Raw genomic sequence first — 12,573 nt, 5'->3', positions numbered from 1 at the left:
GCCACGGCGGGGTTTTTACTTATTAGCCAAACTCATCAGCCTCAGACGATCATGAATAACAATGTTATCAATCTGTTATAAATTGACAGTCTAATGAGAAATACTCATCATCGTCCCACCCCTATCTTCACGAGATCGCCATGACCTACGCAATCCAACAGATCGCATCGCAACTCTCTGCATTGAGCGTTGCCGGGTTCTTCGCGGTTAAATCGAAGAAACAGTCGCTCATTTGACCGGGGCGTGCTGTCCCGTCAGATGAGCTGACAGGACGGTGTGCAACGCGTTCCCCCTCTTGCTCCCTCTCATCTGGCTTCTCTGTCGGTCACGCAGAAGGAATGTTGTATGGCTTCATTTTCTGGCATTTGGGTTGCGCTGGTGACCCCGTTCAAAGATTACTACGTCGATTTACCGGCGCTGAAAAAACTGGCGCAGCACCTGATCGCCTCTGACATCGCGGGGTTGGTGGTGTGCGGTTCTACCGGTGAGGCAGCAGCCCTGAGCAAAGAGGAACAACTGGCCGTGCTGGATGCCGTATTGGACGTGGTGCCAGCCAACCAGGTAGTGATGGGGCTTTCAGGTAATAATCTGGTTAATACGCTGCAAATGCAGCAGGCCATTCAGCAGCGTGATATTGCTGGTGTGCTGATCCCGGCACCTTACTATATCCGCCCGTCACAGGCTGGCCTGGTGGAGTATTTTACCCTCCTTGCCGATGCCTCCCGCGTTCCGGTGATCCTCTATAACGTGCCTTATCGCACCGGCGTTGGATGTGAGTTGGAAACCCTGCGCCAGCTTGCCCGTCACCCGCAGATCAAGGCGATTAAAGACTGCGGAGGTAATCCGGATGCTACGATGGCGCTGATTAACGACGGTGAAATTGATGTGCTGACCGGCGAGGACAATCTGATCCTGACCACGCTGTGCTTGGGTGGCAGCGGAGCCATCTGCGCGTCGGCCCATATTTACCCGGAGCGTTTTGTTAAGTTGGTCCAGCAAGTGGCACAAGGCGATCTGCCAGCAGCACGCAGTAATTTTTATACATTGCTGCCCATGATCCAACAAATGTTCAGTTTCCCAAGCCCAGCACCGGTGAAGGCCGCGTTGGCCCAACAGGGTTTCATTCTCAACGAATTGCGCTCACCGATGCAAACCGCACCTCTGGCTCTGCAACAGCAGATCGCCAGCACGTTGGAACAGCTACGGTTAGAATAATCGCCGCAGTAATTAAATTTTCTTGGCAAAACCGCTGCAATTTTAGCGCCAGAGAACTAGGATAAAAGGTTAGAGTTAGATATGCCCGTCACTCATCACTATCAAGGAGTTTTCGATGAAATTGTTCTATAAAGCTGGCGCCTGTTCCTTATCACCGCACATCATTCTGCGCGAAGCCGGGTTAGATTTTACGGCAGAAAAAGTCGATTTGGCGCAGAAGAAAACGGAAAGCGGTGCCGACTATCTGGCAATCAATCCAAAGGGACAGGTCCCGGCATTGGTACTTGACGACGGTAGCCTCCTGACCGAAGGCGTAGCTATTGTGCAATATCTGGCAGACCGCGTGCCGGATCGTAACCTGATCCCTGCGCCGGGAACGCTTTCCCGCTACCACGCGATCGAATGGCTGAACTACGTTTCAACCGAACTGCACAAAGGTTTCAGCCCGCTGTTTAACCCGCAAACACCGGACGAATATAAAGTCATGGTACGGGCAAAGCTTGAGAGTCAATTCAGCTATCTGGATTCGGTACTAGAGAAGCAGCATTATCTGCTGGGGCAGCGCTTCAGTGTGGCGGATGCCTATCTGTTTACCATTCTGGGTTGGGCATTCCATATGCAGTTCGATGTGAAAAAGTACGCTCATCTTGCAGCCTATTATGAACGTGTCGCGGCTCGCCCTGCGGTAGAAGCCACGTTACGTGCTGAAGGCCTGAAGTAATCATCTCTCCCCCGGCATCGCCGGGGGATTTTCATTACAGCTTTACCGCCTTAAAGCTACAATCCGGCGTAACAATACGATCCTGCGCCGCCACTACCTGTAATTCGTACTCACCCATGGCCTGCGTTATCAGCATCACTTCATAGACTGCCGCAGTGACGTGCTCCAGCGCTTTATCCAACGCCACCCCTTGCAGCAGATTCACCAGTAACAAACCACTGGTCAGATCGCCCACGCCCACCGGCTGACGCGCACCAAAGTCCACCAACGGGCGGCTGATATGCCAGGCTTCATCGGCTGTCACCAGTAACATTTCAAAACAGTCGGTGTCATAACCGGCGCGGCTAAGGTGTTTCACCAACACCACTTTCGGGCCTTTGGCTATCAGTTCACGGGCAGCATTCACCGCCTGTTCCACGCTGCTAATCTCCTGTCCACTCAGCAGTTCCAGCTCCAGCAGGTTTGGTGCCATCATATCGCTACACGAAAGCGCCTGTTGACAAAAAAACTCGGCAACGCCCGGTGCCACAATGCAGCCTTTTTCCGGGTGCCCCATGACCGGATCGCAAAAATACCAGGCATCGGGATTGGCCTGCTTCACCTGCCGCACAATCTCCAGAATGTGGCTGCCCTGCTCCGGCGAACCAATATAGCCACTCAGCACCGCATCACACTCTTTCAGTTTATCGATAGCGGTAATGCCCTGCACAATTTCGGTCAGATGACTGGCTGGCATCACGCAACCGGTCCACTGGCCGTATTGCGTGTGATTGGAAAACTGCACGGTGTTCAACGGCCAGACGTTGACCCCCATCCGGCGCATAGGAAACTCTGCTGCGCTGTTACCTGCGTGCCCAAACACCACATGCGATTGTATAGATAGAATATTTTTCATCAAAACGACCTGACCCTAGACACCACCACAGGGGCAACTGCCCCTGAACCCGTCAAAATAAAGGGGCCTTGAAGGCCCCTTGGTACTTATAGCGAATTACTTCCAATCAACCAGGCAGTAGTGTTTTTTACCGCGACGCAGCAGCGTGTAACGGCCAAACAGACGATCGCCTTCGGTGAACTGGTATTCTGGATTGGATTGTTTTTCACCGTTGATGGTCACCGCGTTGGAGCCGATCATGGTGCGAGCCTGCCCGCGCGATGGCACCAGCTCAGCATTCACCAGCGCCTGCTGCAGATCGGCATCGCTTTCCAGCTTGATGGACGGCATGCCGTCTTGTGCCAATTGCGCAAAGTCTGCTTCGGTCATTTCGTGCAGCGCACCGGAGAACAGGCTCTGGGTAATGCGCTTCGCCGCCGCCAGCCCTTCAGCACCGTGTACCATACCGGTCACTTCTTCCGCCAGCACGTACTGAGCACGCGGCGCTTTGCCGCTGTTCTTGTCTTCTTCTTCCAACGCGTTGATCTCTTCCAGACTCAGGAAGGTGAAGAATTTCAGGAAGCTATAAACGTCGGCATCCGCAGTGTTGATCCAGAACTGGTAGAATTTGTACGGGCTGGTTTTCTCTGGTGCCAGCCAGACTGCGCCACCTTCGGTTTTACCGAATTTGGTACCATCTGACTTGGTGATCAGAGGAACGGTCAGGCCAAAGACCTGTTTCTGATGCATGCGGCGGGTGAGATCGATACCCGAGGTGATGTTACCCCACTGGTCAGAACCACCAATCTGCAACTCCACCTGATGGCGGTTGTACAGTTCGGCAAAGTCAAAACCCTGCAACAGGTTATAAGAGAACTCGGTGAAGGAGATACCTGAATCATCGCGGTTCAACCGCTGTTTCACCGCTTCCTTGTTGATCATCTGGTTAACCGAGAAATGTTTACCGATATCACGCAGGAAGCTCAGCACGTTCATGCCGCCGAACCAGTCATAGTTATTTGCCGCGATCGCGCTGTTGCTGCCGCAATCAAAATCGAGGAAAGGGGAAACCTGTTTACGGATTTTCTCGACCCATTCGTTGACCGTTTCCGTGGTGTTCAGCTTACGCTCAGCGGCTTTAAAGCTTGGATCGCCGATCATACCGGTTGCGCCGCCGACCAACGCTACCGGCTTGTGCCCGGCCAGTTGGAAACGCTTCAGGCACAGCAGAGGCACCAGATGGCCCAAATGCAAGCTATCAGCGGTCGGATCGAAGCCGCAATACAGGGCAATTGGCCCTTGCGCCAGCCGCTCTGCTAACGCTTCCTCGTCCGTCACCTGAGCTATCAGGCCCCGCTCTTGCAGTTGTTGAATCAGGTTGATGCTAGCCATCAATTTCTCCATGTATAAACGAATGCACCTTTGCCGGTACACAGCCTTCGCCCATTGGCGAAAATAGTAAAATTCGGGGTAGCGCATAGAATAAAGCGCCAGCGGCATCAGTGCCAGCGCTTAAGGGGGATTTTCCGTCTGTCAGGGTGCCAGTCGGTCAATTTTCCAGTCATTTCCGTCCCGCTGATAGATAAAGCGGTCATGGAGACGGTGTTCGCCACCCTGCCAGAATTCGACAGAATCAAATTTGACCCGAAAACCGCCCCAAAAACTGGGCAGCGGCACTTCGCCCTGTTGGAATTTTTGCTTCAGCTCGAGGAATTTGCTTTCCAGTACGCCACGCGCGGAGATGCGTGATGACTGCTGTGAAACCCAGGCGCCAATCTGGCTATCTTTGGGACGGCTGCTGAAATATTTCATCACCTCCAGCGTAGACAATCGCTCAGCCTGGCCGAGGAAGGTCACTTGCCGATCAAGCATATGCCACGGGAACAGCAGGCTGATGTGCGGGTTTATCGCCAGTTGCTGTGCCTTACGGCTCCCCAGGTTGGTATAGAACACCAAGCCTTTATCGTCGACATGTTTGAGCAGCACGATGCGCTGAAAAGGCTGGCCCTGCTCATCCACCGTAGCGACACACATGGCGGTAGGATCGGCCAGGCGCGCCTCACAGGCCTGTTTCAGCCAGCGTTCGAACAGTTCTAGAGGATTAGCCGTCAGATCGCTACGGCGCAGGCCGCCACGCGTGTATTCGCGGCGCAGGTCCGCAACATCAAACTCATGATTATCAGTCATCTAGGATATCAACCCACCGGTGAATTCGTCGTTACATTCTGCGCCTGCGACACCAGAATCACAATCAATCTGACGCGAGCATGCAGTCACTCATGATCACTTTACCGTTGCGTTCGACCACGGCATTGGGCCCTTTTGACCAGAAAGTGTATTTGCCATCGCTGTATTGGGATCCAGACACCCGCTTCAATTTCAGTTGCTCACCATCCAACAGAAAGCTTGCGGTGTTCTCTTCACCATTCAGCGCCACGGTCAGCGGTGTAGTGCCACATTGATAATGCAACGTCTGATCCTGCTTCTGCGGTGCCATATGGCTACAACCCGCCACCAGCAGTACCACAGCGGCAATAAGGATTTTTTTCATGGTGTTGCTCCTTAGGATATTCAACCTTTGCTTATCCTAACAAAGCTACTGGTGTCCCAATGGCAAAATCGGATAAATCCCACCCAACAGCGTTTCGCAGCGGGCTCCGGTCACCGAAGGCAGATTGCCGGGCTGCCCGGAAAGCGTCCTGAAAGCCAGCCAGGCAAAGGCCAGCGCTTCCATGGCGTCGCCACTGACGCCGAAGCTGTCGGTAGAAGCCACTTCAATACCTGGCAACAAGGCAGACATCCTCGCCATCAGCAATGGATTACGCGCACCGCCGCCGCACACCAGTAACCGCTCACAGCCGCCCGCCAGCAACACCTGCTCGCAGATGCTGGTCGCCGTCAGCTCCACCAGCGTTGCCATCACGTCCACCGGGCTGACGCCTGGCATCATAATCAGTTGCTGCTCCAGCCAACTGATGTTGAAGTATTCCCGCCCGGTGCTTTTTGGTGCAGGCAAAGCAAAATAAGGATCGGCCAGCATCTGCTGCAACAGTGGCAGGCAAACGTGCCCCTCCATCGCCCAGAGACCACCTTGGTCATAAGGTTGTGTACGATGCCGCCATACCCAGGCATCCATCAGCATATTACCCGGCCCGGTATCAAAGCCGCGCACCGGAGCCCCAGGCAACAGCAACGAAAGATTGGCGATGCCACCAATATTCAGCACCATGCGTCGCTCTTGAGGGTGGGCCAGCAGCGCCTGATGAAACGCTGGAACCAATGGCGCGCCCTGCCCCCCATAGGCCATATCTCGCCGCCGGAAATCACCTACGGTTGTGATATTGGTCAGCGCGGCCACGCGGTTGTTGTCACCCAGTTGCATGGAAAAGCGCATTTCGCCTTCTGGCTCATGCCATACCGTCTGCCCATGGCAGCCAATAGCGGTGATTTCATGCGCCGGTATACCGGCTTGCTTCAGCAGGCCCAGCACCGCTTCGCCAAACAGGGTCCCCAGTTGAGCATCCAACCGGCCGACGGCCGAAAGCGTGGTCTGCTGCCCCTGGCACATCCCCAGAATATCTTTCTTCAGTTGAATCGGCATCGGATGGCTGTAGCTGGCCTGCTGAGCCACCATGCGTTCGTCAATGGCGGCAAGAACCACATCAACACCATCCAGACTGGTACCCGACATAACACCGATATAGCGGCCTGACTTCATAGCAATATCCTTTTACCTTTACGAGGATGAAACCTTCTACCTCATTAAATAAACCAGAGTTACACCATTAACGCCATGAATTATGATGCATTTTCTACACGCTGTGAACGACGCGCTGATTTTATCCTGACAACGGACAACAGCATAAACGCAACAAAAAATTACGCTTATTTTTCCCCTACTCTGTTATAAAGCTAAACCACCGTTTATTATTGGTTGAACAGAGAAAAGTTAAGCTGTGTGCCGTAGCGAGTCATGGTGATAGCGCACGTTTTCAGCCACACTTGTTGAAACATTTTCATTAAGCCGGATTTGGGCAAATTTTCCAGATCGGGATTACTAACCGCAGGAGTTTTATATGATCAAGCGTCTTCTCGTCATTGCTCTCGCCGGAATCACGCTGGCGGGCTGTGCAGACCCTACAACCTCCGGTGATGTTTATTCGGCCTCTGATGCCAAGCGTGTACAGACCGTCACCTTTGGTACTTTAGTTTCTGTACGCCCGGTACAAATCCAGGGCAGTGAAAGTGCGAACACCATCGGCGCTATCGGTGGTGCAGTGCTGGGTGGCCTGTTGGGGAATACCGTTGGTGGGGGTACTGGTCGCACGCTGGCAACAGCAGCAGGCGCGGTAGCCGGTGGTGTGGTGGGTAACAGCGTAGGGAGTGTGGCTTCCCGTAGCAATGGCGTCGAACTGGAAATCAGAACCGACAACAAAGAAAACATCGTTGTGGTACAGAGAACGGGCTCCACTCAGTTCAGCCCTGGGCAACGTGTCCGTATGGCGCAAAACGGCGGCACCGTTACCGTTTCTCCGCTGTAATCGCAGAGTACTTTCCTGAACGTAAAACCGGAGGCACTGGCCCTCCGGTTTTAGTATTGATGCTGTGAAAAACGTTCAAAGAAGTCGCTGAATTTATTATTTTTCTTGCAGCTCAATGATGTTTTGTTCGAGTTTGTCAATCAAGGTTACCAAAAGCTGTACTTCATCTGCCGAGATACCGCTGAGGATTTCACCTCTTGTCACGGTAATCACGCTATCCACTTCCTGGATAATCGGCTCTGCGGCTTCAGTCAGCTTAATGCGTTTTGCGCGTCGATCATTTGCACAAGTATGACGGGTAATCAGCCCCTTATCCTCCAGTTGATCCAGCGTTCTGACCAAAGAGGGTTGTTCAATGCCGATCGCTTTTGCGAGTTGGATCTGCGACTGCTCAGGCGGTAACCGGTTGATATTGTACAAAGTAACCCAATGTGTTTGAGTCAGTTCCAGCGGTTTGAGCCGATGGTCGATGAGCGCACGCCAAACACGAACCAATCGTGCTAAATCTGAACCTAATGTTGACTCCACTTCCCCCTCCTTATAATTAGCATGCTAATATTACACCCCAGAGTGTAGACTATTTTGGGTAAGTCATATTAAAAACACAAATGTATAATCGATATTGTAAAAATAGCCACCCAATTTATCAGTTATTGGTTATCCTCTAGGCAAATATTTATCCTATTCACTCATAGGGATTGTTACTGTGAATGCATCCTGGTTCCCTGCTACATCGCCCCTACCCGATTTGGTGCTTGGTGCCTCACTCTATTTTCCCCCGATATTTAAAGCTTTTCTGCTCGGGTTGGTATGCTGGCTGCTGGTTCACCACCTGCTGCGGGACTGGCTCTATTCTGGCGAAATCTGGCACCCTATGTTGATGGATCTGTCCATTTTCGTCATCGCCGTCAGCGGATCTCTGTGGATATTAGCGAGTTGGTAGCTCATGAAGCATAAGACATTAAAATATTTTTCGACGGTTATTATCTGCGCCATTGCCCTTTGTGCTGGCTGGTGGCTATGGAATTACTACATGCAATCCCCCTGGACGCGTGACGGAAAAGTGCGTGCCGAGCTGGTTAATATCACCCCTGAGGTCTCTGGCCGGCTAGAAAAAATCAATGTCCATGATAATCAGTTCATCGCCGCGGGAAGCCTGATCTTCAGCATTGATCCCGTCCCGTATCAGATCGCCCTGGACAACGCCGAAGCCGCGCTGGCAAAAGCGCAATCAGACCTGGCCAAAGCCGATCACGAGGCCGCCCGTCGCCGCAACCTGCCGCATAACGTTATTTCCTCTGAAGATTTGGATGAATCTAACTTAGCCGCTGAGGCCATGAAAGCTGCGTATAAAGCCGCGCAGGCCAACCTGGAACAGGCTAAATGGAATTTAAGCAAAACCAGAATTTATGCACCGACCAATGGCTATATCACCAATCTACAGGCACGCGTTGGTAACTACGCCACCGCAGGCACTCCGCTGGTGGCGCTGGTGGATATTCACTCATTCTATGTGCTCGGCTATTTTGAAGAAACCAAGCTGCGGCATATCAAAGAAGGCCGCAGAGCGGATATCGTTCTCTATAACGGCAACATTCCCCTGCAAGGTAAAGTAGAGAGCATTGGCCGAGCGATTTACGATCAAAATATTGAAAATAACTATAATAACAACAGCTTGTTAGTGGACGTCAAACCCAACGTACCTTGGGTACGTCTGGCGCAACGGGTGCCAGTGCGGATAAAACTGCTCAATGTTCCGGACGATGTCACGTTGGTGGCGGGCACTACCTGTACTATTTCGATCCACACTCGGGATTGATCGGTGAATCTGCCTTTTCTTGAATGGAACCGCACGCCTTGGGGCAAGGCCACCGCTGGGCAATGGCGTTATGCGCTGCGTAACTCGCTGGCCATGTGTCTGGCGCTGTGGATCGCCTTCGTTTTGCAGCTCGACGAACCTTATTGGGCCCTGACCTCCGCCGCCGTGGTCAGTTTTCCTACGGTGGGTGGCGTCATCAGCAAGAGTATCGGGCGGATTTTTGGCAGCCTGATGGGGGCAATGGCGTCCTTGATGATTGCCGGTCATTGTCTGAACGACCCTTGGCTGTTCACGCTGTCGATTGCCACCTGGCTGGGGTTCTGTACCTACATTTCCAACCACTACCAGAACAACGTTTCCTACGCCTTTGCGCTGGCTGGATATACCGCAGCGATCATCGCCTTCAGCACGGTTGACGTTACCGATACGCTGGAAATCTTCGATATCGCCCAAGCGCGTGTCTGTGAAGTGATCACCGGGATTTTATGCGGTGGCTTGATGATGATGATCCTGCCCAGCACCTCGGATGGCGAAGCCCTGCTGATCTCGCTGCGGCGGATGCATTTACGGCTGTTGGAACATGCCGCCATGCTGTGGCAACCGGAAATCAGCCTGCGGATGCGCACTTCACACGAAGGGGTGATTGGCCAGATCCTGACGATGAACGTCTTACGCATTCAGGCTTTCTGGAGCCATTACCGGCTACGCCGGCAGAACAACATCCTCAACTACATGCTGCATCAGCAGTTGCGCATTACCAGCGTGATTTCCAGCCTGCGGCGCATGCTGCTGAACTGGCCGGATCAACCGGCCAATCTGGCATCGGTGTTGGATCAGCTGCTGAAAGAACTGCACAGCCCCGACACCGATAAATACCGTTTGGCGCATATCCTGCAACTTATTGCCCCACAAGATCCGGCCGATTATCGTCATCGTGCTTTTTTCCTGCGCTTGCGGCATTTTTGTTGGCTTTATCTGCGTTGCAGCCGCTGGTTACAACGGCTGGAGAGTGCGACACCGGCCAGCGAGATCAAACCACCACGTGTCACCGCGCTGGCTCGCCACACCGATAGCTATGAAGCCGCCTACAACGGATTGCGTACCTTTCTTTGCATCCTGATCGGCTGTGCTTTCTGGATCAGCACCCAATGGGATTCTGGCAGTGCAGCTCTGACCATGACCGCCATCAGTTGTGTACTCTACTCATCCACGCCTTCACCGACCAAATCCGTCGCCAATCTGCTGAAAGCCGTTTCTCTGCTTTCGGTTTTTTGCTTTTTGATCAAGTTTGGCCTGATGATTCAACTCAATGACTTCTGGCTATTCTGCGCCTTTCTGTTTCCGGTGCTGGTGACAATGCAGATGATGAAGCTACAGCATCCTCCTTACGCACCGCTGTGGGGTCAGTTGATCGTGTTTATGGGATCGTTTCTCGCCGTCACCAATCCCCCCAGCTACGACTACCAATTGTTTATGAACGATAGCATCAGCAAGATTGTCGGGGTATTGCTGGCCGGGTTGGCATTCCAGATCCTGCGCCCCAGTTCAGACAAACGTAAAAGCCGGCGTATTATTCGCGCATTGCGCCGTGATTTTATCGATCAGTTGAGCAGAAAGCCCCAGCAGGACGAGAGCCAGTTTGAGTCTCGGATCTATCACCGTATCAGTCAGTTAAATCAAAGCCAGGATCAAGAAGCCCGTACTTGGCTGCTCCGTTGGGGAGTGGTGCTACTGAACTGTAGCCACATCGTCTGGCAATTGCGTGGATGGCAAACCCGTTCGGATCCGCTTGCCGCCGTACGTGACGTGTGTATTCATTGCCTGAAGGGGATTATGACAGAGAAAGGGGTACACCACAGTTCGCTGGACGCTACGTTGCAAGAGTTGCAGCGCATGAGCAACGTGTTGGCGCAACATCCCGAACAGGCCGCGCGCGATTTGGCAGGGTTGATTTGGCGGTTATATTGCTCGCTGCAACAGCTAAAACAGGCGATTTCACCGCCAGAGACAACAATAGTTGCGCCCGCGACAGCTTAACGCGGGCGACCTATACCCTTCATACTTCAAGTTGCTTGGGTGTTGGCTGCGTCCGTTCGCCCCAGTCACATAGTTATCTATGCTCCTGGCGACTCTCGGACTGGCCGCCTACAAGCAACTCGAATTATTTTGGGTATATTTACTTGATAACACCGCAGGCAAACCGATCGCCCCCGCCACCCAGCGGCTTCGGATGGTCGGAATGGTTATCACCACCTGCATGGACCATCAGGGCTTTGCCCTCGATTTCACTGATCTTTTTCAGGCGTGGTGCCAGAACCTGATCGCTGGCCATGCCGTCATTCGTTACGTAGATGGCGGGCAGATCGCCCAGATGCCCATCAGCGTATGGACCAAGGTGTTTACCGGTCTTTTGTGGGTCAAAATGCCCACCTGCCGCTAAAGCAGCTACCGCTTTATCGTCTTTCATCCCCGGTTCACAGCTGCCCTTTTCGTGTACATGAAAACCATGCACCCCACCAGGCAATGCCTTAAGCTGCGGGGTAAACAGCAGGCCGTAAGGCGTTTCACTGATAGTCACTTTGCCAATGTCCTGCCCAATTCCCTGAGCAGTCACCAGATTCATTTCAACATCAACCGTAGCAGCTTGTGCAAAACCACAGGCCATCAGGCCTAATGCTGCACACCAATAACGTTTCATCAATCAACCTCCATGCGATAGTTGTAACAGAGTCCTCAGTATAGAGGGTATATGAAATTATTCAATTTCCTTTAAATTTAATGAATCATATAGTTTTATAATTAAATGCTCATCTGATAATTTTATGCTTTTCAATGAATTAAAAATAAACCTAAATAATAAGGAATTTATAAATGCGCATATTAAAATCTAAATATAAATACAAAAAATTAACCGCATTAATTTTAACTAAGTAGCTTTGCATATTACCACTCCATTTTAGCCAGGCCATGTTGATTGCCGGGGAACGGTGAAGCCACGTAGCTCTGTCGCATTAACGAAGAGAAGGCGAAAAACAGAGAGGGTCTATTGGTTAGACTGCCAACAGATAAAATTGTTCTGCCGGTGACAATCCGTTGCCAGCAGGATGATGAAGTTGCCCTTTGCGTATCCGCGTTCTGGTTTCTATTGCCAGATTAAAAGTGTTGCCTCAACATTAGTTACGTAGTTAATTATTTGTCAGGTAATCTTTCATGGCGACTACAAGCCCAATGCAAAATGATGTGATGGAACAAAAACCCTCTATAGCGTTGCTGTTCTCTGCGCTTATGCTGGTGATGCTGCTGGCAGCGCTAGACCAAACTATTGTTTCCACCGCCCTACCGACTATCGTCAGCGAGCTCGGTGGGCTGGAGCAATTATCCTGGGTAGTAACGTCTTACCTAC

At 52.1% G+C, this 12,573-nt stretch carries 13 protein-coding genes and 2 pseudogenes; 7 read left to right on the top strand and 8 right to left on the bottom strand.

Annotated features, from left to right (window positions below):
• Positions 1–345: 345 nt before the first annotated feature.
• Positions 346–1,215: a 4-hydroxy-tetrahydrodipicolinate synthase gene (dapA, locus tag AC2A1E_RS23270; RefSeq protein WP_484385719.1), complete on the top strand. Its 870-nt coding sequence runs from the start codon at positions 346–348 to the stop codon at positions 1,213–1,215.
• A 115-nt stretch (positions 1,216–1,330) separates the two neighbouring features.
• The gene (gene gstA / locus AC2A1E_RS23265) at positions 1,331–1,936 is read left to right on the top strand and encodes a glutathione transferase GstA (RefSeq protein ID WP_484385718.1); all 606 of its coding nucleotides are present in this window, start codon (positions 1,331–1,333) and stop codon (positions 1,934–1,936) included.
• A gap of 34 nt (positions 1,937–1,970) precedes the next feature.
• On the opposite strand, the gene pdxY is transcribed toward gstA, so the two are convergent.
• The 5 genes from pdxY to anmK form a co-directional block, all read right to left on the bottom strand.
• On the bottom strand, positions 1,971–2,831 hold the full coding sequence (pdxY, locus tag AC2A1E_RS23260) for a pyridoxal kinase PdxY (protein ID WP_484385717.1): 861 nt from the start codon (positions 2,829–2,831) through the stop codon (positions 1,971–1,973).
• A gap of 96 nt (positions 2,832–2,927) precedes the next feature.
• The gene (gene tyrS / locus AC2A1E_RS23255) at positions 2,928–4,202 is read right to left on the bottom strand and encodes a tyrosine--tRNA ligase (RefSeq protein ID WP_484385716.1); all 1,275 of its coding nucleotides are present in this window, start codon (positions 4,200–4,202) and stop codon (positions 2,928–2,930) included.
• Between the two features lie 141 nt (positions 4,203–4,343).
• The gene (pdxH, locus tag AC2A1E_RS23250) at positions 4,344–4,997 is read right to left on the bottom strand and encodes a pyridoxamine 5'-phosphate oxidase (protein WP_484385715.1); all 654 of its coding nucleotides are present in this window, start codon (positions 4,995–4,997) and stop codon (positions 4,344–4,346) included.
• A gap of 64 nt (positions 4,998–5,061) precedes the next feature.
• Entirely contained in the window at positions 5,062–5,361 is a 300-nt protein-coding gene (locus AC2A1E_RS23245; protein ID WP_484385714.1) for an MliC family protein, read from the bottom strand.
• Positions 5,362–5,406: 45 nt separating this feature from the next.
• Positions 5,407–6,528 (bottom strand): anhydro-N-acetylmuramic acid kinase, encoded by a 1,122-nt coding sequence (anmK, locus tag AC2A1E_RS23240; RefSeq protein ID WP_484385713.1) that lies wholly within the window; start codon positions 6,526–6,528, stop codon positions 5,407–5,409.
• Positions 6,529–6,886: 358 nt separating this feature from the next.
• Between anmK and AC2A1E_RS23235 the strand changes: the two genes are divergently transcribed.
• Positions 6,887–7,351: an outer membrane lipoprotein gene (locus tag AC2A1E_RS23235; RefSeq protein WP_484385712.1), complete on the top strand. Its 465-nt coding sequence runs from the start codon at positions 6,887–6,889 to the stop codon at positions 7,349–7,351.
• A gap of 96 nt (positions 7,352–7,447) precedes the next feature.
• On the opposite strand, the gene slyA is transcribed toward AC2A1E_RS23235, so the two are convergent.
• The gene (gene slyA / locus AC2A1E_RS23230) at positions 7,448–7,879 is read right to left on the bottom strand and encodes a transcriptional regulator SlyA (protein WP_484385711.1); all 432 of its coding nucleotides are present in this window, start codon (positions 7,877–7,879) and stop codon (positions 7,448–7,450) included.
• 178 nt (positions 7,880–8,057) lie between these two features.
• On the opposite strand from slyA, the gene AC2A1E_RS23225 reads away from it, so the two are divergent.
• From AC2A1E_RS23225 to AC2A1E_RS23215, 3 genes are read left to right on the top strand one after another with little or no spacing between them, the layout of a single operon-like run.
• On the top strand, positions 8,058–8,294 hold the full coding sequence (locus AC2A1E_RS23225; RefSeq protein ID WP_459398588.1) for a DUF1656 domain-containing protein: 237 nt from the start codon (positions 8,058–8,060) through the stop codon (positions 8,292–8,294).
• 3 nt (positions 8,295–8,297) lie between these two features.
• Positions 8,298–9,170, top strand: coding sequence for an efflux RND transporter periplasmic adaptor subunit (locus tag AC2A1E_RS23220; RefSeq protein ID WP_484385710.1), 873 nt, complete (start codon positions 8,298–8,300; stop codon positions 9,168–9,170).
• A 3-nt stretch (positions 9,171–9,173) separates the two neighbouring features.
• Positions 9,174–11,207: an FUSC family protein gene (locus AC2A1E_RS23215; protein WP_484385709.1), complete on the top strand. Its 2,034-nt coding sequence runs from the start codon at positions 9,174–9,176 to the stop codon at positions 11,205–11,207.
• 139 nt (positions 11,208–11,346) lie between these two features.
• Here the strand turns inward: AC2A1E_RS23215 and sodC are convergent, their stop codons facing one another.
• Both sodC and AC2A1E_RS23205 read right to left on the bottom strand, forming a co-directional pair.
• A complete protein-coding gene (gene sodC / locus AC2A1E_RS23210; RefSeq protein WP_484385708.1) occupies positions 11,347–11,868 on the bottom strand; it encodes a superoxide dismutase [Cu-Zn] SodC in 522 nt (173 codons plus the stop codon).
• A gap of 352 nt (positions 11,869–12,220) precedes the next feature.
• Positions 12,221–12,331: pseudogene (locus tag AC2A1E_RS23205) on the bottom strand (IS6 family transposase); the annotation flags it as partial.
• A gap of 67 nt (positions 12,332–12,398) precedes the next feature.
• Between AC2A1E_RS23205 and AC2A1E_RS23200 the strand changes: the two are divergent.
• Positions 12,399–12,573 (top strand): annotated as a pseudogene (locus AC2A1E_RS23200) (EmrB/QacA family drug resistance transporter); the annotation flags it as partial.

It is taken from the genome of Serratia sp. HNCC26DJ206, from assembly GCF_057180605.1.
The sequence above is the reverse complement of the archived record's forward strand: the minus strand, read 5'-3'. Positions and strand labels throughout refer to the sequence as shown.

Excerpts from the sequence above, each read along its gene's own strand:
- dapA (WP_484385719.1), top strand. The coding sequence starts at position 346 with ATGGCTTCATTTTCTGGCATTTGGGTTGCGCTGGTGACCCCGTTCAAA.
- gstA (WP_484385718.1), top strand. The coding sequence starts at position 1,331 with ATGAAATTGTTCTATAAAGCTGGCGCCTGTTCCTTATCACCGCACATC.
- pdxY (WP_484385717.1), bottom strand. The coding sequence starts at position 2,831 with ATGAAAAATATTCTATCTATACAATCGCATGTGGTGTTTGGGCACGCA.
- tyrS (WP_484385716.1), bottom strand. The coding sequence starts at position 4,202 with ATGGCTAGCATCAACCTGATTCAACAACTGCAAGAGCGGGGCCTGATA.
- pdxH (WP_484385715.1), bottom strand. The coding sequence starts at position 4,997 with ATGACTGATAATCATGAGTTTGATGTTGCGGACCTGCGCCGCGAATAC.
- AC2A1E_RS23245 (WP_484385714.1), bottom strand. The coding sequence starts at position 5,361 with ATGAAAAAAATCCTTATTGCCGCTGTGGTACTGCTGGTGGCGGGTTGT.
- anmK (WP_484385713.1), bottom strand. The coding sequence starts at position 6,528 with ATGAAGTCAGGCCGCTATATCGGTGTTATGTCGGGTACCAGTCTGGAT.
- AC2A1E_RS23235 (WP_484385712.1), top strand. The coding sequence starts at position 6,887 with ATGATCAAGCGTCTTCTCGTCATTGCTCTCGCCGGAATCACGCTGGCG.
- AC2A1E_RS23220 (WP_484385710.1), top strand. The coding sequence starts at position 8,298 with ATGAAGCATAAGACATTAAAATATTTTTCGACGGTTATTATCTGCGCC.
- sodC (WP_484385708.1), bottom strand. The coding sequence starts at position 11,868 with ATGAAACGTTATTGGTGTGCAGCATTAGGCCTGATGGCCTGTGGTTTT.